The following is a 21,080-nucleotide window of genomic DNA, read 5'->3' on the forward strand; positions in this document are numbered from 1 at the left end:
CCCGGGATTCTCACGGCCGTCAGGCCAGGGACGGCTCGGCCTCGCCGGCCACCGCATGAAGCTCATCCGCCGGCTGCTTCACCTTGGTGAACAGCCCCGTTTCCACCGTGAGCCCTGGGCCGAACGCCATGGAGCAGATGCGTTCGTCCCCCTCCCGCGAAGGAAGATCCAGAATGTGTTTGAGGACGAAAAGCACCGTGGCGCTGCTCATGTTGCCGTAATTCCGCAGCGTTTCGCGGGCCGGATGCAGCTGCTCATCGGTGAGGTCCAGCCGGGACTGCACCTTGTCCAGGATGCTGCGACCGCCCGGGTGGATGGCCCAGTGGGTGATGTCGCGGTAAGCGAGCTCCCGCAGCGAGGGGTCGCGTGCCAGCAGCGGCTCGAGCGCGCCCACGATGTGGTCGTCGATGATGTGCGGCACGTAGTTGCCGAGCACCATCTCAAAGCCTTCATCACCGATGTTCCAGGCCATCGAGTCCTCACCCACCGGGGTCAGGACCGTCTCGAAGTGGTCCAGCTGGAGCTGCGGCGGGGATTCCAGGTCCTCGCGTGCCGTGACGACGGCTGCCGCCGCGCCGTCCGCAAACAGCGCAGATCCCATGATGGTGTCGGGATCGTTGGAGGTCCGCACGTGCAGGGAGCAAAGCTCGGCGCACACGACCAGCACAACCGCCGTCGGGTCCGCCTCACAGAAGGATTTGGCCGCCCGGAGCGCCGGGAAGGCTGCATAGCAGCCCATGAAGCCGAGGTGATAGCGCTGCACCGCAGGGTTGAGGCCCAGGGCGCGGACGATCTTGTAGTCCGGACCGGGGTTGAAAAAGCCGGTGCAGGAGACGGTGATGAGGTGCGTGATGTCCAGCGGGTCAATGCCGTCGCACTTGGAGACGGCCGCGTCCGCCGCCTGGATGAAAAGCTTCGTGGCTTCCTCGGCGAAGAGGTTGTTGCGTGCCTTGGTGCTGGGGCTCCGCAGCAGGCCGGTCTGCGGGTCGAAAAACTGGGGGTTTTCGGCGGTGGAGTCCAGGGTCAGTTCGCGGACCGCCGTGTAGCGGGTGTCGATGGCGGCCGAATCAAAGCACGTGGACACAAGCCGTGTGCCAAGGCGTGTCAGCCCGGGCTGAGCTGCGAACACGTCACGGGCCTCATGCTGGATGAGCAAAGTCGGCGGAACTGCAGTTTCGAGAGCTCTCACATAGACCGTCATTCGTTCATTCTTAACGAGAGCGCAGGTTAAGACAATGGATTGGACTGGCCGCAACCGGACAACTACCGCGGGACTGGACAACTCGGGCGGGAGGTAGCACCATCTCGATTGTGACCACCAGACCCGCCGCAGAACAGCGCCTTGACGATCTGGCGCGGCTGCGCCGCGTCCGCGACCGCATCGACAGGGAGTACGCCCAGCCACTGGACGTCGAGGCGCTTGCCCGCGGCGTGAACATGTCAGCCGGGCACCTCAGCCGGCAGTTCCGGGAAGCCTATGGCGAGCCCCCGTACGCCTACCTCATGACGCGGCGCATCGAGCGGGCGATGGCGCTGCTGCGGCGCGGCGACCTCAGCGTCACGGAGGTGTGTTTCGCCGTGGGCTGTTCGTCGCTGGGCACGTTCAGCAGCCGCTTCACCGAGCTGGTCGGCGTGGCGCCCAGTGTGTACCGGACACAGGCGGCGGGGGAGACGGCAGGCATGGCGTCATGCGTGGTGAAACAGGTGAGCAGACCGGTCAGGAATCGAGAAGCGGCCCCGTCAGGCCGCACCTAGACTGGCGGCATGAACCTCACCATTCACTGGACATTCCTTCCGCATAACGACGCCGACGCCTCCCTGGCGTTCTACCGCGACACCCTCGGTTTCGAGCTTCGCAACGATGTGGGGTACGGCGGGATGCGCTGGCTCACCGTCGGTCCTCCGGACCAGCCCGGCACCTCTGTGGTCCTGGAACCGCCGGCAGCCGACCCGGGCATCACCGAGGACGAGCGGCGCACCATCACCGAGATGATGGCCAAGGGCACCTACGCCCGCCTCGTGCTCGGCACCCCGGACCTGGAGGGCACCTTCGAAAAGGTGCAGGCCAGCGGCGCCGAGGTGGTGCAGGAGCCCACCGAGCAGGCGTACGGCGTCCGGGACTGCGCCTTCCGCGACCCTGCGGGGAACCTGATCCGCATCAACGAGGTCCGCTAAGTAATTTTCGACCACGACCGGCGGGCGCAACTGCTGCGTCCGCCGGTTGTCGTGCGGAGTTACTGTTGCCGCAACCGCGCCAACGAACAAGAATCAGACATGGCGCGCGAAGCCGGCGGGCTCAACCTGCTATCCGCTTAACAGATGGAGACACGATGACCATAACCACGAGGACGGACACGAAGTCATCCGGACTGCACACCGCCGACGGCCATGACCTGATCCGTGTGCAGGGCGCGCGCGTGAACAACCTCAAGGATGTCAACGTCGAGATCCCCAAGCGCCGCCTGACCGTGTTCACCGGTGTCTCCGGCTCGGGTAAGAGCTCCCTCGTGTTCGGCACAATCGCCGCGGAGTCGCAGCGGATGATCAATGAGACGTACAGCGCCTTCGTGCAGGGGTTCATGCCCACACTGTCGCGGCCCGACGTCGATGTGCTGGAGGGGCTGACGACGGCCATCATCGTCGACCAGGAGCGGATGGGGGCCAACCCGCGCTCCACCGTGGGCACCGCCACCGACGCCAACGCGATGCTGCGGATCCTCTTCAGCAGGCTGGGCCAGCCCCACATCGGCTCGCCTAATGCCTACTCCTTCAACATCCCCACGGTGAAGGCCAGCGGCGCAATCACCGTCGAGCGCGGCAACAGGACCAAGGCGGAGAAGGCGACGTTCAACCGGCTCGGCGGCATGTGCCCCCGCTGCGAAGGCATGGGCAACGTCAGCGACTTCGACCTTACGGCGCTGTATGACGACAGCAAGTCGCTCAGCGGGGGTGCCCTGACCATTCCGGGCTACAGCATGGATGGCTGGTACGGCCGCATCTTCAGCGGAGCCGGCTTCAACATGGACAAGCCAATCAACAAGTTCACCAAGAAGGAACTGCACGACCTGCTCTACAAGGAGCCGACGAAGATCAAGGTCGAGGGCATCAACCTGACCTATGAGGGCCTCATCCCCAAGATCCAGAAATCGATGCTTTCCAAGGACGTGGACGCGCTGCAGCCGCACGTCCGCGCCTTCGTGGAGCGGGCCATCACCTTCACGACTTGTCCCGATTGCGGCGGCACCCGGCTCAGCCAGGAAGCCCTGTCGTCGAAGATCAAGGGCAAGAACATCGCCGACGTCTGCACTATGCAGATCACCGACCTGGCCGACTGGGTCCGGGGCCTGGACGAGCCATCCGTGTCCCCGCTGCTCGCCGGGCTGCAGCACCTTTTGGACTCGTTCGCGGAAATCGGACTGGGCTACCTCTCGCTGGACCGGCCGTCGGGCACACTTTCCGGGGGAGAGTCTCAGCGCACCAAGATGATCCGCCACCTCGGTTCGTCGCTCACAGACGTCACCTACGTCTTCGACGAGCCCACGATCGGCCTGCACCCGCACGACATCGAGCGCATGAACTCCCTGCTGCTGCAGTTGCGTGACAAGGGCAACACGGTGCTCGTCGTGGAGCACAAGCCGGAGAGCATCGCGATCGCCGACCACATCGTCGACCTCGGCCCGGGCGCCGGAACCGGGGGCGGCACCGTCTGCTTCGAAGGCACCGTCGACGGGCTCCGGGGGAGTGGCACCATCACCGGCCGGCACCTCGACGACCGGGCGCAACTCAAGGAGGCGGTGCGCTCGCCTTCCGGCGCGCTGGAGGTCCGTGGCGCGTCGACGAACAACCTCAAAAACGTCGACGTCGACATCCCGCTCGGCGTGCTCTGCGTCCTTACCGGCGTTGCCGGTTCCGGTAAGAGCTCCCTCATCCACGGCTCCGTCGCCAAGCGCGACGGCGTGGTGGTGATCGACCAAGCCGGCATCCGGGGTTCACGGCGCAGCAACCCTGCCACTTACACCGGGCTGCTCGAGCCGATCCGCAAGGCGTTTGCCAAGGCGAACGGCGTGAAGCCCGCTTTGTTCAGCTCCAACTCCGAGGGTGCATGCCCCACGTGCAACGGCGCCGGCGTCATCTACACGGACCTCGGCGTCATGGCAACCGTCGAGACCACCTGCGAGGAATGCGACGGCAAGCGGTTCCAGGCAGCAGTTCTGGAGTTTACGCTCGGGGGCCGGAACATCGCCGAGGTGCTGGCCATGTCAGTGGCGGAGGCCAAGGAGTTCTTCGAAGATGGCGATGCGCGTACACCGGCCGCCCACAAGGTCCTCGACCGGCTGGCCGACGTCGGGCTTGGCTATCTGACCCTCGGCCAACCGCTCACGACGCTGTCCGGCGGTGAGCGGCAGCGGCTCAAGCTGGCCGCGCAGATGGCAGAGAAGGGCGACGTCTACATCCTCGACGAGCCGACCACGGGCCTGCATCTGGCCGACGTCGAAAACCTGCTGGGCCTGCTCGACCGGCTCGTCGACTCGGGAAAGTCGGTGATCGTCATCGAGCACCACCAGGCAGTCATGGCGCATGCCGACTGGCTCATCGACCTCGGGCCCGGCGCCGGGCACGACGGCGGCAAGATCGTCTTCGAGGGATCGCCGGCAGATCTTGTGGCCGCCCGATCAACGCTAACCGGCGAGCACCTCGCAGCCTACGTCGGCGCCAGCTGACCGGCTGGCGCGAACGGACACTTGGGGCCCTTGAAACGGGTGGACGTGGGGCCGCAAGTGTCCGTTCGCGCGTCCAGTGTGGGAAAACGCCGCCCGTCGGGGCCCGCAGGAAGGCGGGTTGGTTATGCCGCCGGGCGTGGCAGAACGGACAACCCGTCGGCGACAACGCGGCCCTCGTGGATGACGGTGCGGTCCGCTCCGCGGTCCATGACGGTGCTCGTGATGGTTTCGCCATCGACCAGGACGATGTCTGCTGTGTCCCCGACGGCCAGCCCGGGCCGGTCGTCGGGGCTCGTGAGGCGGTGGACTGCCCGGTCCATGATGGAGGCACCCCCAACGGTCGCGATCGCCGCGCAGTGCTCGATCAGCCGATCCTTGCGCAGCCGGTGGGTGAAGGCCAGCTGCCAGGTGCGGTCGAGCATGTCGCAATTGCCGTAGGGGCTCCAGTAGTCCCGCTGGCCGTCCTCGCCCAACCCAACCCGGATCCCGGCGTCGGTCATCTGTGCCAGGTCGAACTGGGTGCCTCCGCTGGCAGGGGCCACCGTCGCCCAGGCAATGTCCAGCTCGGCCATCTGCTCCAGGAGCCGCGCGGTCACTTCCGGATGGACGTTGGCCAGGTCGTAGGCGTGGGAGAGCGAGACGCGCCCCTCCATGCCCAGTGCCCGGGTGCGTTCAAAGATGAGTTCCGCGCTGAAAACGCCGAGGTGGCCGGGCTCGTGCAGGTGGATGTCGATGTCGACTCCGTACTTCTCTGCCAGGCCAAAAACGATGTCCAAATGGCGCGCCGGATCCCGGTCCAGCTGGCAGGGATCTATGCCGCCGATTGTCGTGGCACCCGCCCTGAAGGCATCCTCCAGGAGTGGGACTGTACCGTCCTCCAGCAGGAGTCCGGCCTGGGGAAATGCCATGATCTCCACTGTTGCGGCGCGGGCGAAGCGCTCCTTGGCAGCCATGACCGCCTCGAAACGCTCCAGTTTGCAGTCGACGTCGATCTGGGCGTACGAGCGGACGCGGGTGGTGCCCCGCGCAATCATCCGTTCCAGCGTTCCCGCCACCACCTCCAGGTAGGGGATGGGAGTGTCGCGCCAGTTCTCCCGGTCGTTGCACATCATGTTCCATACCCCGGGCGCGCCGGTGTGCTCCCGGAACGGCAGCCCGATCCGGGTCGAATCGAGGTGGACATGGACGTCGGTGAATGCGGGAATGGCGATCCGGTGGCGCCCGTTCACTGCGCCAGCGGCAGTCCCGGCACTGACGGCGGCGGCCCCCACGGGGTGCAGTGCAGCAATCCGTCCCTCGCTGATCTCGATATCCACGGCGTTCCCGCCCCACGGACGGACATTGGTGATAAGCATGGTTCCTTCCTTACGACCGGACAGTGGCTGGGATACAGCTGACAGTGGAGAGGGTACGGTGCCGGCTTGCCCTCCCTCCACAACAGCACCTGCTAGAAGTTCAAGGCAACCCAGGCGATTCCCGCCGCGGCAACGAAGCTCGCCGTGATCGTTATCAGGGCAACGAGGACGATCTTCCAGGTCGGCCTACGCACTGGCGCGGAAATGCCACGATCGCGCTGATTTGCTTGGTGGCACAGCTGCCTCCAACATCCACACGCCGAATTAGGTCGGAGCGCTGAGAGAGTAGACATTATGTCAAGTTAACCGGTGAAGGCATCTTCCTGGGGGTTCCTACGGGACGACGTGATCGTCCGAAGACAAAAGATCGAAAACGCGACATGGTTTCGAATCCTGTCGGCGTGTCAGTGCCGGCCAGTACGTCATGGCGGAAAACTGTGGCTGGAAACGCCCAAACCTTTACGGAGATGAACCTGATCTGTAAGCGATACGGATCCGCCGTACAGGGTGCTTTCGCCCCCACTTCTGCATCCCCATACATAACGCCGATAATCAGCATTATGTAAAGTAAACTCGCGATCACTGCATCGGACGCCAGATCAAACCTCCCCCGTCAGCCCTTGACAGGCTGTGCCGAACGGCCGCCAATGGCGCACGGCATCCACGGGTCAACCGCTTCGAACTCACAGATCAGTGCCGATGCGATGTTCGCGCACGCGGTCGAGCCATTCGATGATCAGCGCCTTGATGAGGCCGGGCTGCTCGTGCGGCAACGCATGACCGGCGCGGTCTAGCACGGCGAATGTCGCCCGCGGATAGTGTTCGAGAAGATCCCATTGGCTGGCGTACCCCACCATGGAGTCCTGGCGTCCTGTGAGGATAAGGACGGGGCCGGAGTACGGTGGGCCACCTTCGGGACTGCCGCTGAACCGCCAGTGTTGGCCGATCCGCTCGAGCCCGGCCTCGTCGACCAGGCCAAGGGCGGGGACGACGTACTCCTTGTACCGCTCCAGCGTCGCCTGCGTCTGCACGACAAAGTAATCGCGGAATACGCTCTCCTCGGCCGGGCCGAGCATCTCGCCCGGATCGACTGAGGCATGCAAGACCTGGTGCGCAGGAACATTCCGAATGTTCTCGCCCAACGGACAGATCAGCGCAAGCCCTGCCACCTGTTCCGGGTACCTGCCGGCGATGGCCCGGGCATAGTACGCTCCAGCCGAATGGCCTATGAGCCGGAACCGCCTATCACCGATCACACCATCGACAAACGCGAGCAGGAGGTCGAGAACGTCGTCGGCGCTGTTCAGCGTGCCCGACGCAGGCGTCTGCCCCATGCCCGGCAAATCCGGGTACAGGCGCAGACAATCAAGTAGCTCGCCAAATATCGGCTCCATGGCACCGACCATCTCCCGGTGATCCACGCCGGCACCGTGTAATACAAGGATCGGTGCCCCGTCACCGTGCTCGACATAATGCACTGGTATTCCGCTTGCTTTGTACTCCACAGCGTCAGCCTAATTTGTTTGTGGTCTCGGAAAAGGGATCACCTGACACGAAGCCGCGGCCGCCATTCTCCTCCGCGGCGATTTGTCGACGGTGGCCCGGTGTCCGGCGCCCCTCGCCAGATCGTTCGCGGCCCAGTCGGGTCGGCGCAGCTAGAACACGTCGTCGGGGTCCAGGTCGAGCTGGTCAACGAAGTCATTGGCCAGCAGCCATCTAACGAGGGCACCGCTGCCCGGCACCAGCAACTCGCCCTCGTGATTCGCCTTCAGATCACCGATGGCCGTGGCGACGTCGCCCCGAAGGACAGTCGTGCCTGCCCACCGTGGGTTGGCGAGGCTGGTGGACACGACGTACTTGGGGCGGCTGTTCAGCGCGGCGACAATCGGGTTCGTGTCCGGGTTGGGCATCACTCCCCCGTAGCCACGCGACGGCGAAATGGGCGCCGAGCCCCACTGGCCGGTGGCTAGGATGTGCATGTGAAGCAGCAAACCCATATGTGGCAGGCCTCCTCCAGCACGTCCGAGCCGTCCCCCGGTGTCTTTTTCATCGAGGGACCCGCATCAAACTGGATCGTGGTCCGCGACGAGACCGGATTCATGATCATCGACAGCGGTTACCCGTCCGACCGTCCCCTGGTCCTTGAATCCATCCGCCATCTGGGCCTGCGCCCGTCTGACGCCCGGGCCATGCTCATCACGCACGGTCACGTCGACCACACCGGTTCAGCGGCCTACTTCTCCGAAACCTATGGCACGCCCATCCTCTGCGCGCCTGAGGAGCTGGCTCACGTCCGCGGGAGGGAAAAGCACCAGGTCACGTTCGCCCAAGTCATCGTCCGCGCCTGGCGGCCCCGCGTGTTCCGCTGGATGCTCCATGTCATCAAGTCGGGAGCCCTCAGGGCGAAGCCGGCAACGGATGCCCAGGCTTGGAGCGCCGACACGTTGAAGAACCTTCCCGGCAAGCCGGAAGCCGTTCCTCTGCCGGGGCACACACCGGGCAATGTCGCCATCCTGCTTCCTGAGGCCTGTGCGATAGCGGTGGGTGATTCCTTCGTGAGCGGCCATCCGCTGAGCCGGACAGCCGGACCGCAGATGCTGCACCAGATGTTCCAAACCGACCCTGCACAGGCGCTCGCGGCCACCCACCGCCTGGACGAAATCGACGCCTCGGTGGTGCTGCCGGGCCATGGCCCTGCTCTCCGCATGCCGCTGGCAGACGCGCTGGAAACGCTGCGCAGCCAAGCGGCGGCCTCGAGCCCTGAAGGCGCCTGAGCAACCCCAGGCATTGCCGCTATGCATATCGGTGCCGATCGCATAAAATGAATGACGTTCATTTATTTAGCCTGGCCCACAAGATGGTCAGGCCGACGCCGTTCTATTCGAAGGAGCCACCGACAGTGACGCCGGGGACAATTGCAGGAAGCACACATGATGCGCGCGACCATATAGGGACAGAAGTCAGGGTGGAACGAGCAGGAACGGTCATCCGCGTGGGTTACGTGGAAACCGCCACGCCCTCCGGGGAACTGTTCTGGATTAGCGCCAACGGGTGTGAGCCCCGTGCACTGTTCGGTTCGGCGCTGGGTCACACGATTGTCCCTGCATCGGAACCAGACCAGGCAGCCGGCTAAAATCCCACTGCCTGTCACACCTACGGGGTTGCGCCCTAGGAACCGGAACCAGCAGGAGCGGAACGGTGATTCACCTCGGCAGTCAGCCGGTCGATCCGGTCAACCGCGGCCTCAAGGTTTTCGACTGTCGACCACAGGGCAGGCTGCTCTTGCCGGATCTGTTCAAGCGTTCGGCCTGCGGAGGTGAGCGAAGCGAGGTCGAAACTCACATTGGTCCGCGCTCCGGTCACCGCCGCCCTGAGCGCCCCGAATGCGACGACGACATCGGCAACAAGCGCCGGATTCCCGTTGGATGCCAGCCATTCCAGGTCCCCAATGGCATCGATGGCGCGCTCGCCGAGCACGGCAGAGGCCTTGGCGGCGTCCACGGATGCCCGGTGTATCGCATCTTGCCGTTCCGGACCCGGATCCAGCCGGAAGGCGGCGCCGAAAGCCTGGGACGCTGAGGCGTCCTCGTCGGCCAGCCGGAGGGCGGCTTCCCGCAGCGAACGCACTCGCGCGTGAACATCGGCCAGTTCCTGCCGCTGTTGCCCGTCAGCTTCCGTATATCCGGCGACCATGGAGGCCAGTGACGCGGCGATGGCAAGCATCACACCCGCGCCGGCGCCGCCGCCTGGAGAACCAACGGACTGCGCCAATGCCTGGGTCCAATCCTCAACCGTCGAGCGCTGCGTCGTAACCGCATTCGAATCATCATTCATGGCACCAGTCTGCCCCACGCGGCACTCCCCCGCCGCACGGTCAGGACAGGCCAGCCAGGAACTGAAACGTGAGGCGCATTGGACCGGAAACCGAAAACGTACAAACCTATTTGGGTTCCATCACATATTTTGTTGAATACCGGCTCGGTAGCATGAGGTGACCGGACAGAGCCGTCCGGGTGGATCGACTCAGAAGGAAACTCATGGCCGCGGTTACGGTGGACGATATCCTTTCGGATTTCCCCCTGGGTTTCGCCACCCTCATCCTGCGACCGGCCCCGGAGCATTCGGCGGTCGAACGATTCCTCATCGTCGACGCCGACGATGAAACGTCCGACGCAGGAGAGGCCTTTGTCCTGCTGATCGGCGTCCGCGGCCGCTCGGCTTTGCCCGCGCTGCGCCGGCTCCTGAAGAACCCGCCGCCGGTTGTCGCGGTCAAGGGAAACCGCGAAGAGCTGACCGATGCCGAAGAACTGCTGGCCGCAGCAGGCAGCGGGCTGCTGCTGGTGGACCCCGCCGCCGATTGGGACCGGCTGCTGTCTATCGCCAAGGACCGGATACAGCCGCGCAGTTACCAGAGTGAAGTGCTGACACTGCTGGAAGAGGACCTGTTTGCCATCGCCCAGACCACCGCACGGCTGACCTCCAGCCACGTGGTTATTGAGGACGCCGCCAACAAGGTCCTGGCCTACTCCACCGTCTCGAACGACATCGACGAACTGCGCAAGGCATCCATCCTGGCCCGGCGGGGCCCGCGAAAATACGAACTGCTGCTCAAGGACCTCGGCGCCTACCGCGAACTGCACAGGACCCGTCTCCCGGTGCGTGTGCCGGCCCGGCCACAGGACGGCCTCAGGGAACGGGTGGCCATCACGCTGTTTGCCGGTGACCGGATCATGGGCTACATCTGGCTACAGGAGACCGGGGACGGCTTCGGCGCGGATGTTGACTACGTTCTGAGGGGATCCGCGGCCCGGGCCTCCGCCGAACTGATCCGTTACCGCAACCAGCAGTCAGTGCACATGCGAGAAGACCGTATTGCCCGGCTCCTGTCCGGCCCCGCGGAGGCCGCTGCAAGTGCGCGCAGCGGGAAAATCCCGGTGGAGCGTCCCGCCGCACTGATCCTGATCGGAATGTCCCGTGCCGATGTGCAGGCTGATGATGCCGCATTGAAGCACGGCGAGCTCGCCAGCCTGGCATCCATCCATGCCGCCGCCTACAAGGCATCCGCCGTCGTCGGGCAATTCAAGGGCGGCACAGCCGTGATCGTCCCCGGGCTGCAATCCACCACGGGGGAACCCGGACTACGGAGCCTGGCAGAATCCATCGTCAGGGACGCCGCGAAACACCTCGGCATCAGCCCCTTCGCCGCCGTCGGTCCGGTGGCCCCGGATCTGCTGGCTCTCCACTCGGTTACCCCGATCACCGAGGCCCTGCTGGACTGCGTTAGCACCTCCCCTGGCACCACCGTAGCCACAGTGGCTGACTTCGAGGGCGAAATCCTCTTCCGTGACGCCGTCCGGAATTTTTTGTCCTCGACGTTCCGCCACCGCAGCCTCTCCACTCTTCTGCGGGACGACAGCGATCTCGCGGAAACCTTGCTTGTGTACTTCGAAGCCTCACTCGACGTCGCCGAGTGTGCCAAACGTATGGCACTGCACAAGAACACCGTCTACTACAGGATCAGCAAGGCCACCCGGGTCACCGGCCTGGACTTCGGCAACCCCCGCGATGCTCTGGTGGCACTGCTGCATGTCCAGGAATGGGCCGACCTCCACAAAGAACTTCAGGGAAGGAAATGACCACAACACTCGACGCTCCGCCCTTGGGCCCGATGCTCGATGACATCGTCAGCAGCCACAGGCCGCAGCGGGAAGCTGGCTCCATCCCGGCGAATATCCCGTCCCTGGCGGCCGTTCCCTTCGACAGGTTCGGCATAGCTGTCGCCACCGCAGCCGGGGAGGTCTTCGCCTCAGGTGACGCCAATGTCCCCTTTTCCATCCAAAGCATCTCCAAGGTGTTCACGCTGGCTATGGCGCTACGCCGGGACAGCTCGGGACCACTGTGGTCCCGGGTGCTGCGGGAACCCTCAGGGACAGCCTTTAACTCCCTCGTCCAACTGGAAGTGGAACACGGCATCCCGCGGAACCCGTTCATCAACGCCGGCGCCCTGGTGGTCACCGACCACCTGATGGAAGAAACCCCCGACGCCGCCAGTTCCCTCCTGTGCTTCCTCACCGGACAAACGGGGGAACCAGGACCGTTCATCGACGAGGCAGCCGCGATCAGTGAACTCTCCAGCAGCAGCCGCAACCTGGCCCTGGCCCACTTCCTCAAAGACTTCGGCAACCTCAGGCAGTCCGCCGAGGCTGTGGTGGAAAACTACGTCCGCCAGTGCTCCATCATGATGACCTGTGTGGAACTGGCCAAGGCCGGGCTCTTCCTCGCACGGGAAGGCCGCGGACCCTCGGGAACCGTGGTGTCCCGGAGCGAGGCGAAACGCATTGGCTCCATCATGCTGACCTGCGGCATGTACGACGCTGCAGGCGAATTCGCCTACCGGGTAGGACTGCCAGGAAAAAGCGGCGTGGGCGGCGGCATCCTGGTCATTGTCCCGGGCCACTGCGCCATCTCCGTCTGGAGTCCCCGCCTGGATGCAAAAGGCAACTCGCTTGCGGGCAGCGCCGCGCTCGCCGATCTGTCCGACCGCACCGGCTGGTCCGTTTTCTGACCGGCAGGCCAGCCGTCCGCGCGGGCCTCAAACCGGAACCCATTCCCCCACCTAGTCCCCCAACCAATCAATCCATCCAGGATCGAAAGGAACACCATGCCCCACGACAACCCCAATGGCGAGGTTGCTTTGCATCAGGCTGTCCCATCCCATTCACATGCGACCGAAAACCTTCTCCATGCCGAGGACAAGGGCTACCACAAGAGCCTGAAGCCGCGGCAGATCCAGATGATCGCCATCGGCGGCGCGATCGGCACCGGCCTGTTCCTCGGCGCCGGCGGCCGGCTCAACGCCGCCGGCCCGTCCCTGGTCATCGCCTACGCCGTCTGCGGCTTCTTCGCCTTCCTGATCCTGCGCGCCCTCGGCGAACTCGTCCTCCACCGGCCCTCCTCCGGCTCGTTCGTCTCCTACGCCCGCGAATTCTTCGGCGAAAAGGCAGCCTTCGTCTCCGGCTGGTTCTACTGGATCAACTGGGCCACCACCACCATCGTGGACATCACCGCCGCCGCCCTCTACATGAACTTCTTCGGCAACTACGTCCCCTGGATGGCCGATGTCCCCCAGTGGGTCTGGGCCCTGACCGCCCTCATCGTCGTCCTGGGCCTGAACCTCGTCTCCGTCAAGGTCTTCGGCGAGATGGAATTCTGGTTCGCCATCATCAAGGTCGCCGCCCTCGTCGCGTTCCTGCTCATCGGCACCTACTTCGTCATCTTCGGCACCCCCGTGCCCGGCCAGGAAACCGGGTTCAACCTCATCACCGACAACGGCGGCATCTTCCCCAACGGCCTCCTGCCCATGATCATCCTCATGCAGGGCGTCCTGTTCGCCTACGCCTCCATCGAACTCGTCGGCACCGCCGCCGGCGAAACCGAAAACCCCGAAAAAATCATGCCCAAGGCCATCAACTCCGTGGTCTTCCGCATCGCCGTGTTCTACGTCGGCTCCGTCATCCTGCTGGCCCTGCTCCTGCCCTTCACCTCCTACCAGAAGGGCGTCAGCCCCTTCGTGACATTCTTCGGCTCCATCGGCATCCAGGGCGTGGACGTCATCATGAACCTCGTGGTCCTCACCGCCGCCCTGTCCTCCCTCAACGCCGGCCTCTACTCCACCGGCCGGATCCTGCGCTCCATGTCCGTCGCCGGCTCCGCCCCCAAATTCGCCCAGCGCATGAACAAAGCCGGCGTCCCCTACGGCGGCATCGCCATCACCGCCGGCGTCTCCCTGCTCGGCGTCCCGCTGAACTACCTCGTCCCCTCCCAGGCGTTCGAGATCGTCCTGAACATCGCCTCCGTGGGCATCATCGTCACCTGGGCCACCATCGTCCTGTGCCAGATCCAACTCAAGCGCTGGGCAGACAAAGGCTGGCTCAAACGCCCCGCCTTCCGGATGTTCGGCGCCCCCTACACCGGCTACCTCTCACTGCTCTTCCTGGTCGGCGTCCTCGTCATGGTCTTCATCGACTCGCCCCTGACCCTGCTGGTCACACTCATCGCCATCGCCCTCATGGTCGCCGGCTGGTACGCCTGCCGCAAACGGATCCACGAGATCGCCGAAGCCCGAGAAGGGTTCACCGGCATGTCCCCCGTCATCGCCAACCCGACGCCCATCAGATAAAAGTCCGCACCTTCACTCATACCCACCCGCCGAATAGCCAAAGAAAGCACATGACAACAGAGTCTCAGTCCACCCTGACCGCAACCGACATCCGTCCCGATCTTGGCAGGGCCCAAGAACAAAAGTTCCTCCAGACGGGCCCCGAGAGCGTGCCTGCAGCACCGCGTACGGCCCTGAAATCTGCCGGGCATGTGATTGTTGATTCGCTCGCGGCCCATGGCGTGGAACGCACCTATGTGGTTCCCGGCGAAAGCTTCCTTGACGTATTGGACGGCCTGCACAGCTCGGAGATAGAAACCATCGTGTGCCGACACGAGGGCGGGGCAGCGTATATGGCCGAGGCCGACGGAAAAATGAATCAGCTGCCCGGGGTGGCGATGGTCACCCGGGGACCCGGCGCAGCCAACGCCCACGTGGGACTGCACACGGCCTGGCAGGACTCGACGCCGATGCTGCTGTTCGTGGGCCTGATTCCGTTCGCGCACCGGGACCGCGAGGCCTTCCAGGAGTTCGACATCAAAGCCTGGTTCGATACCGGCGCCAAACGCGTCATGGTCCTGGACCACGCGGAGCGGGCATCCGAGATCGTGGCCGAGGCAATGTTTGCGGCGATGAGCGGCCGGCCGGGGCCAGTGGTGGTGGGCCTGCCGGAGGACATCATCCGGCAATTGATTGATCCGACGCTGCACCCGGCCATCCCGGTGGCGGGCGGCGGCATGAGCAGCAACGATGTCGAGGCACTGAAGGCTGCACTGGCTTCGTCCAACAAGCCGCTATTCGTGACGGGCGGCAACGACTGGACCCAGTCAGCAGCGGACCAACTGACCGGCTGGCTGGAGCGGCACCAGATTCCAGCCGCCGCCGAATGGCGCACCCAGGGAACCGTCTCCTTTGACTCCCCGTCCTATGTGGGGCCCATCGGGTACGGCCGCCCGCGCCCCACCTACGACCTGCTTGAGGAAACCGACCTTCTGGTATTTGTGGGCACTGTCCCGGGAGACGTGATTACGGACGGATTCGTCTGCCGGCAGGACTGGAGCAAGAAGAATTTCCTAGTCACCGTTGACCCCTCACTGCGCGGCCGTTCAGGTCCCGTCTCGCGGCAGATCCTGGCTAAACCCGAGGCCTTTGTCAGCGACCTGGCCGGCATCGACCTGCAGGTGAAGGAGGAGTGGAAGGCGTGGACAGGCCGGATGAGGGCCGAGCAGGAGTCCTTCGCCGCGCTCCCCCCATCCACTCCCGCTGCGGGCCCGGCCAGAATGGACACCTTGATGGCGAACCTGGTCCCCAGGCTGCCGGAGGACGCCCTGGTGACGTTCGGGGCGGGCGAGCACACTAACTGGGCCCATCGGTACTTCCCCACCCGCCGGTACGCTTCCATGATCAGCGCCCGGAACGGCTCCATGGGCTATTCCATCCCGTCGGCCGTCGCGGCGTCACTTGCTGAACCGCGGCGCCGCGTGGTCACGATTGCCGGCGACGGGGAGTTCCTTATGAACGGCCAGGAACTGGCCACCGCCGCCCAGTACGGTGCCACGCCGCTGGTTATTGTCATGGACAACCAGGAGTACGGCACCATCCGCACGCATCAGGAGCGACACTATCCCGAACGCGTCTCCGGCACCCAGCTGAAGAATCCGAACTTCGGCATGATGGCCACGGCCTTTGGCGGTTACGGAATTACTGTCACCGAGGACAAGGACGTTCCGGCCGCCTTGGACGCGGCGTTGGCCGCCATCGATGAGGACGGCGTCTTCGCCCTCATTCACCTTGTGGTGGAACAGCGGGTCAAGGCCTACCAGGCCACCGCCTGACAGAAAACGGACGACGGCGGGACCTCTCGCCGTCGTCCCCCCCGGAGACGTTCCTGATCTGGTGCCACCGGTAAACGCGCACCCAATCGACGATCATCTGGGTTTGATTGGTGACGGTTCCGGTAATTGCCGTTGCCAGCTTTTACCCTCCACAGCATGGCCTCACCTCGGTTTGCCCACGATTCTTGGGAAACCTTGGGGTTCTGGGGTGGGCCGGCTGGCCGGAGGTAACTACCCGCCGTCGTAAGCCCGCTGGAGTTCGGCGATCTCCAGCTTCTGCATGCCCAGCATGGCCTGGACCGCACGCTGGGCGCCGGCGGGGTCCGGCCCGTTAATGAGCTGGCTGAGGACTGTCGGCACTATCTGCCACGAAACGCCGTACCTGTCCTTGAGCCAACCGCACTGGCTCTCGCTCCCGCCTTCCGTAAGGGAGTTCCAGTAACGGTCAACCTCTTCCTGCGAGGCGCAGTCCACCACGAAGGACACCGCCTCAGTGAAGGAGAAGGCCGGTCCCCCGTTCAATGCCTGAAAAACCTGGCCTTCGATTTCAAATTCAACGACGATGGCCTGGCCTGCCGGCCCGGGGCCGCCCTCGCCGAAGCGTGAGACGCTGGTGATCGAGGCGTTGTCGAAGACAGACACATAGTATCCGGCCGCCTCCTCCGCCTGGTTATCGAACCACAGGCAGGGTGTGATCTTCTGCACGCCGCTCTCCTCTCTCCCCTTCGAAGGGCCGGAGCCCTTCCGACAGGCTTGGGCACCCGGAAATCTCCTGAGTATTCCGCCCTGAGACTAGTCCCGCCAAATGCCGGGGACAATGGTCGCCGGCCGACAAGTGCCTGACACCTGTCAGGCGGGCGGACCGTCGTCGGACGCGTGGCTCACCAGGCCGATGGTGTTTCCTTCACTGTCCCTGATGAACGCCATCCATTCGTCCGTTCCCGCCGGGCCGAGCCGCGCATCATCGTGATGGAAGATCACGTGCGGCGCGCCGACAACCTCCACTCCCGCGGCTTCCAGCTCGGCCACGCGTGACCGGACGTCCGGGACGTGGAGGTAGATCACCGACGACGGCGCTCCCCGCTCCAGCAGGAGCCGCACGCCGTCGAGATCGAAGAACAGCAGTCCCGGCGGGTCGAAGACCGCCGCCGGAGCGGCGCCCAGCAGGGCAGAGTAGAACTCCGCCGCCCGGTCAAGGTCTTCGGCACGCTGCGCGATCTGGGTGAGCTTCACAGGACTCCTTCAAGCCGTACGCATTGGTTCTGGCTGACATCGTCACGGGATATTCCCGTCGGGGCAAGACCCGCCAAAAACGGATAGGCTCGGAAGCATGCCTTCCACAACAGACCGTTCCGCAACACGGGCGGTTCCGGCCTTCACAGCAGCCGCAGCGGCGGCCGATTTCATCCTCATTCTGATCTTTGCCGCCATTGGCCGCGACGCCCACGCGCGCGGCGAATCAGTGACGGGAATCCTGGCCACGGCCTGGCCGTTCCTGGCCGGCGCAGCCGTCGCCTGGCTGCTGCTGCGGGTCTGGCGACGGCCCCTGGCGCTGTGGCCCGCCGGGGTGGCTGTCTGGCTCGGCACGGTGGCCATCGGAATGGCGCTGCGGGCGCTCACGGGACAGACCGTGGTCCTGCCGTTTGTGATCGTGGCACTGCTGAGCCTGGCAGTGTTCCTCCTCGGCTACCGCCTCATTGTCGCCATAGTCCTCCGACTGCGCGGACGCCGCCGCGCCTGACTCCTCCAGGCCGGCGCCCCCGCCTGGGGCCCGGCGGGTGGCCACCCATGTACCGGCCCGCCCATGTATTAGGCTGGCAGCACAGCTCAACAGATCCGGAAGGGTTCACAGTGATCACCGCATTCGTCCTGATCAAGACAGACGCCTCGCGCATCCCCGAGACGGCCGAGGAAATTTCCGCCATTGAGGGCATCAGCGAGGTTTACTCCGTTACCGGGGAATGGGACCTGATCGCTGTCGCACGCGTAGCCCAGCACGAAGACCTCGCGGACGTCATCGCCGACAAGCTGTCCAAGGTGCCCGCCGTCGTGCACACCACCACCCATATTGCCTTCCGCGCCTACTCACAGCACGATCTCGATGCCGCCTTCGCGCTGGGGTTCGAGGAATAGCAGCCCCCTAATCGCTAACTAGCAATGGAGGGCCAGGCACCTGCAGGTGCCTGGCCCTCCATTGTTGGTGCGTCAGTGCTGTTCGGTGCCTTATGCCTGCGAGAGGCTGACCCATTTATCGAGGACGGCAGCGGCTGCGCCCGAGCCAATGGATTCCGCAGCCCGGTCCAGGGCAAGCTTCATGCGGTCGGTGAGCGGACCGTCGGCCTGAAGGTCGTACGCCACCAGGCCCGCCGCCGCGTTCAGCAGGACAGCGTCCCTGACCGGACCGGTCTCCCCGGCCAGGACATTGCGGACGACGGCGGCGTTCGCCTGTGCGTCCCCGCCGCGAAGCTGCTCCACCGTCGCCTGACGGATGCCCAGGTCCTGGGGCGAGAAAGTCTGTTCGGTCACCTCGCCGCCGCGGATCTCCCACACGGTTGACGGTCCAGTGGTGGTCAGTTCGTCCAGGCCGTCGCTTCCCCGGAACACCAGGCCGCGGCTGCCGCGGCGGGCCAGGACACCTGCCACCAGCGGCGCCATGCGGGCGTTCGCCACACCTACCGCGGAGGCCTGAACCCGCGCGGGGTTGGTGAGGGGGCCCAGGAAGTTGAAGGCTGTGGGGATGGCGAGTTCACGCCTGGGAACCGCGGTGTGCCGGAAGGACGGGTGGAAGACCTGGGCGAAGCAGAAGGTGATGCCGGCTTCCTCGGCGTTCCGGGCAACGTCGGCTATGGGGAGGTCGAGCCGCACCCCCAGTGCTTCCAGGACGTCCGCCGATCCCGACGACGACGACGCCGCCCGGTTGCCGTGCTTAACGACCTTTGCGCCCGCTCCAGCACAGACCAGCGCGGCCATGGTGGAGATGTTCACAGTGTTGAGTTGGTCACCCCCGGTGCCCACGATGTCCAGCTTTTCACCGGAGATGGAGATCGGATTGGCATGGGACACCATGGCGTCCACGAGGCCGGCGATCTCCTCCACGGTCTCGCCCTTGGCGCGCAACGCCACGAGGAAACCGGCGATCTGGACGGGTGTGGCGGCCCCCGACATGATGGTGTCCATGGCCCATGACGTACTGTCCGCGCTCAGGTGTTCGCCGTTCAACAGTGCCGAGATGAGGCGCGGCCAGGTGTTGCCTGCCGCCGGTGCCGATGCCTGTGAAGTCACCTCCTGATGCTATCGAGGTGCCCGTCGCAAAGACCAATATGAACGTCCCCGGGAACTTTTCAGCGCGATTTCGCGTCTTTGTAGAAAAAGTCTCCGCAAAAGGCGGTTTGCGTTGGGCAAGCCGAAGTTTTACAGACATAATGTCTATGTGACATCTGCGACCCATGCCCCCAGTACCCCTGCGCACCCCACGCTGAACCGCCCGAATATGGTCTCCGTCGGGACCGTCGTCTGGCTCTCCAGCGAGTTGATGTTCTTCGCCGGCCTCTTCGCCATGTACTTCACACTCCGGTCCACGTCCGGCCAGATGTGGGCGGAAGAGACGGCCAAGCTCAACTTCCCCTTTGCGCTTGTTAACACGATCGTCCTCGTGGCAAGTTCGTTCACTTGCCAGATGGGCGTTTTCGCCGCCGAAAGGCTCCAGCCGCGACGCAGCGGCGGGCCGCTCCAGTTCACCCGCTGGGGCATGAACGAATGGTTCACCCTGACCTTCCTCATGGGCGCATTCTTCGTTGCCGGCCAGACCACGGAATACGCCATGCTGGTCTCTGAGCACGTGTCGCTGTCCTCCAACGCCTACGGCTCTGCCTTCTACATGACCACCGGCTTCCACGGCCTGCACGTCATCGGCGGCCTGGTCGCATTCCTGCTCATCATGGGCCGCTCCTTCGCCGCCAAGAAGTTCGGTCACTTCGAGGCAACCTCGGCCATTGTCACCTCGTACTACTGGCACTTCGTGGACGTCGTGTGGATTGGCCTCTTCCTGGTCATCTACGTCCTCCAGTAGTCCAGGCTTTTCTCCCTCTTCTCCAAGAGAACGAATTTCAAGAAGCGGCTCACGGAGCCGACGCACGATCGAATAAAGGAACCACCACGTGAAGGCACTCTCGCAGAAGCGACGTCACCCACTGGCAGCAATAGCCCTGCTGTTGATGGGCCTCCTCCTCACTGGTGGGCTGTACGCCGTTGCCACCACCGTCAACGAGGCCAAAGCCAGCACTGCAGAGTTCACCGCCAGCGATACACAGGAAGGCCAGAAGCTCTTCGAAGCCAACTGCGCCACCTGCCATGGCATGGGTGCCAGCGGAACGCAGGATGGTCCCTCACTGGTTGGCGTCGGCGCCGCCGCTGTTGACTTCCAGGTCGGCACCGGACGCATGCCCATGCAGATGAACGGACCCCAGGCCTACAAGAAGCCGGCCCAGTTCAACGACACCCAGACCCACCAGCTGGCTGCATACGTTGCTTCGCTGGGCGCAGGTCCCGCCATCCCGGCCGACGAATACCTGGATGAGAAGGGCAACGCCGCCGAAGGTGGCGAGCTGTTCCGCGTGAACTGCGCCATGTGCCACAACGCCGCAGCAGCGGGCGGTGCACTTACCCGCGGCAAGTTCGCCCCGGCCCTGGCCGACGTCACGGGCAAGCACATTTACGAAGCAATGGCGACCGGCCCGCAGAACATGCCGGTGTTCAACGACTCGAACATCTCCCCCGAAGGCAAGCGCAACATCATCACCTTCCTGAAGCAGATTGAAGCCAACGGTTCCCCGGGCGGCGCAGACCTGGGTGCCCTGGGTCCTGTTTCTGAGGGCCTGTTCGTGTGGATCGCCGGCCTGGGCGTCATCATCGCCTTCACCATCTGGCTGACGTCCCGCTCGTCCTAGCCACAACGGGCACAACAAGAACGTCCTGCTGATTGCACAGCAGGTTTGGAACTGAACACTAACTC

20 protein-coding genes are annotated in these 21,080 nt (G+C 64.5%); 12 read left to right on the top strand and 8 right to left on the bottom strand.

From position 1 onward, the window contains the following. Positions 1 to 19: 19 nt before the first annotated feature. Positions 20 to 1,201, bottom strand: a complete 1,182-nt coding sequence (locus QFZ23_RS13825; protein ID WP_306923750.1) for a type III polyketide synthase — start codon at positions 1,199 to 1,201, stop codon at positions 20 to 22. Positions 1,202 to 1,311: 110 nt separating this feature from the next. Here QFZ23_RS13825 and QFZ23_RS13830 point away from each other — a divergent pair, with 110 nt between their 5' ends. The 3 genes from QFZ23_RS13830 (at position 1,312) to QFZ23_RS13840 (ending at position 4,721) form a co-directional block, all read left to right on the top strand. After that, positions 1,312 to 1,755 (top strand): helix-turn-helix transcriptional regulator, encoded by a 444-nt coding sequence (locus tag QFZ23_RS13830; protein WP_306923752.1) that lies wholly within the window; start codon positions 1,312 to 1,314, stop codon positions 1,753 to 1,755. A gap of 9 nt (positions 1,756 to 1,764) precedes the next feature. Further along, complete coding sequence (locus QFZ23_RS13835) at positions 1,765 to 2,175, top strand: VOC family protein (RefSeq protein WP_306923754.1); 411 nt, start codon at positions 1,765 to 1,767, stop codon at positions 2,173 to 2,175. Positions 2,176 to 2,330: 155 nt separating this feature from the next. Continuing rightward, on the top strand, positions 2,331 to 4,721 hold the full coding sequence (locus QFZ23_RS13840; protein ID WP_306923755.1) for an excinuclease ABC subunit UvrA: 2,391 nt from the start codon (positions 2,331 to 2,333) through the stop codon (positions 4,719 to 4,721). A 122-nt stretch (positions 4,722 to 4,843) separates the two neighbouring features. Here QFZ23_RS13840 and QFZ23_RS13845 read toward each other — a convergent pair whose 3' ends face one another. From QFZ23_RS13845 to QFZ23_RS13855, 3 genes are all read right to left on the bottom strand, one after another. Continuing rightward, positions 4,844 to 6,076, bottom strand: coding sequence for an amidohydrolase family protein (locus QFZ23_RS13845; RefSeq protein WP_306923757.1), 1,233 nt, complete (start codon positions 6,074 to 6,076; stop codon positions 4,844 to 4,846). 683 nt (positions 6,077 to 6,759) lie between these two features. Next, positions 6,760 to 7,581, bottom strand: coding sequence for an alpha/beta fold hydrolase (locus QFZ23_RS13850; protein ID WP_306923758.1), 822 nt, complete (start codon positions 7,579 to 7,581; stop codon positions 6,760 to 6,762). A 150-nt stretch (positions 7,582 to 7,731) separates the two neighbouring features. Beyond that, positions 7,732 to 8,073 (bottom strand): dihydrofolate reductase family protein, encoded by a 342-nt coding sequence (locus QFZ23_RS13855; protein WP_306923759.1) that lies wholly within the window; start codon positions 8,071 to 8,073, stop codon positions 7,732 to 7,734. Between QFZ23_RS13855 and QFZ23_RS13860 the strand changes: the two genes are divergently transcribed. Then, positions 8,074 to 8,850, top strand: a complete 777-nt coding sequence (locus QFZ23_RS13860; protein WP_306926854.1) for an MBL fold metallo-hydrolase — start codon at positions 8,074 to 8,076, stop codon at positions 8,848 to 8,850. A gap of 394 nt (positions 8,851 to 9,244) precedes the next feature. Here QFZ23_RS13860 and QFZ23_RS13865 read toward each other — a convergent pair whose 3' ends face one another. After that, positions 9,245 to 9,910 (bottom strand): cyclodeaminase/cyclohydrolase family protein, encoded by a 666-nt coding sequence (locus QFZ23_RS13865; protein ID WP_306923761.1) that lies wholly within the window; start codon positions 9,908 to 9,910, stop codon positions 9,245 to 9,247. Positions 9,911 to 10,113: 203 nt separating this feature from the next. On the opposite strand from QFZ23_RS13865, the gene QFZ23_RS13870 reads away from it, so the two are divergent. From QFZ23_RS13870 to QFZ23_RS13885, 4 genes are all read left to right on the top strand, one after another. Next, entirely contained in the window at positions 10,114 to 11,712 is a 1,599-nt protein-coding gene (locus QFZ23_RS13870; protein ID WP_306923762.1) for a PucR family transcriptional regulator, read from the top strand. Continuing rightward, complete coding sequence (locus QFZ23_RS13875; protein WP_306923763.1) at positions 11,709 to 12,641, top strand: glutaminase; 933 nt, start codon at positions 11,709 to 11,711, stop codon at positions 12,639 to 12,641. Before QFZ23_RS13870 ends, QFZ23_RS13875 begins: the two co-directional genes overlap by 4 nt. 96 nt (positions 12,642 to 12,737) lie before the next feature. After that, positions 12,738 to 14,255, top strand: a complete 1,518-nt coding sequence (locus QFZ23_RS13880) for an amino acid permease (RefSeq protein WP_306923764.1) — start codon at positions 12,738 to 12,740, stop codon at positions 14,253 to 14,255. Positions 14,256 to 14,305: 50 nt separating this feature from the next. Further along, the gene (locus QFZ23_RS13885; protein WP_306923765.1) at positions 14,306 to 16,069 is read left to right on the top strand and encodes a thiamine pyrophosphate-dependent enzyme; all 1,764 of its coding nucleotides are present in this window, start codon (positions 14,306 to 14,308) and stop codon (positions 16,067 to 16,069) included. 231 nt (positions 16,070 to 16,300) lie between these two features. Here QFZ23_RS13885 and QFZ23_RS13890 read toward each other — a convergent pair whose 3' ends face one another. Further along, positions 16,301 to 16,774, bottom strand: coding sequence for a VOC family protein (locus QFZ23_RS13890; RefSeq protein WP_306923766.1), 474 nt, complete (start codon positions 16,772 to 16,774; stop codon positions 16,301 to 16,303). Between the two features lie 144 nt (positions 16,775 to 16,918). Beyond that, a complete protein-coding gene (locus QFZ23_RS13895) occupies positions 16,919 to 17,302 on the bottom strand; it encodes a VOC family protein (protein WP_306923768.1) in 384 nt (127 codons plus the stop codon). 97 nt (positions 17,303 to 17,399) lie between these two features. Between QFZ23_RS13895 and QFZ23_RS13900 the strand changes: the two genes are divergently transcribed. Both QFZ23_RS13900 and QFZ23_RS13905 read left to right on the top strand, forming a co-directional pair. Further along, positions 17,400 to 17,810, top strand: a complete 411-nt coding sequence (locus tag QFZ23_RS13900; protein ID WP_306923770.1) for a DUF3054 domain-containing protein — start codon at positions 17,400 to 17,402, stop codon at positions 17,808 to 17,810. 110 nt (positions 17,811 to 17,920) lie between these two features. Next, the gene (locus tag QFZ23_RS13905) at positions 17,921 to 18,202 is read left to right on the top strand and encodes an Lrp/AsnC family transcriptional regulator (RefSeq protein WP_003800871.1); all 282 of its coding nucleotides are present in this window, start codon (positions 17,921 to 17,923) and stop codon (positions 18,200 to 18,202) included. Between the two features lie 90 nt (positions 18,203 to 18,292). On the opposite strand, the gene trpD is transcribed toward QFZ23_RS13905, so the two are convergent. Further along, positions 18,293 to 19,351 (bottom strand): anthranilate phosphoribosyltransferase, encoded by a 1,059-nt coding sequence (gene trpD, locus QFZ23_RS13910; protein WP_306923773.1) that lies wholly within the window; start codon positions 19,349 to 19,351, stop codon positions 18,293 to 18,295. Positions 19,352 to 19,499: 148 nt separating this feature from the next. Here trpD and ctaE point away from each other — a divergent pair, with 148 nt between their 5' ends. Next, the gene (ctaE, locus tag QFZ23_RS13915; protein WP_180987496.1) at positions 19,500 to 20,138 is read left to right on the top strand and encodes an aa3-type cytochrome oxidase subunit III; all 639 of its coding nucleotides are present in this window, start codon (positions 19,500 to 19,502) and stop codon (positions 20,136 to 20,138) included. A gap of 88 nt (positions 20,139 to 20,226) precedes the next feature. Further along, complete coding sequence (gene qcrC, locus QFZ23_RS13920; protein WP_306923776.1) at positions 20,227 to 21,015, top strand: cytochrome bc1 complex diheme cytochrome c subunit; 789 nt, start codon at positions 20,227 to 20,229, stop codon at positions 21,013 to 21,015. The last annotated feature ends 65 nt before the right edge of the window (positions 21,016 to 21,080 follow it).

The organism is Arthrobacter globiformis (genome assembly GCF_030818015.1).
In the GTDB taxonomy this organism is placed as follows: Bacteria; Actinomycetota; Actinomycetes; order Actinomycetales; family Micrococcaceae; genus Arthrobacter; species Arthrobacter globiformis_C.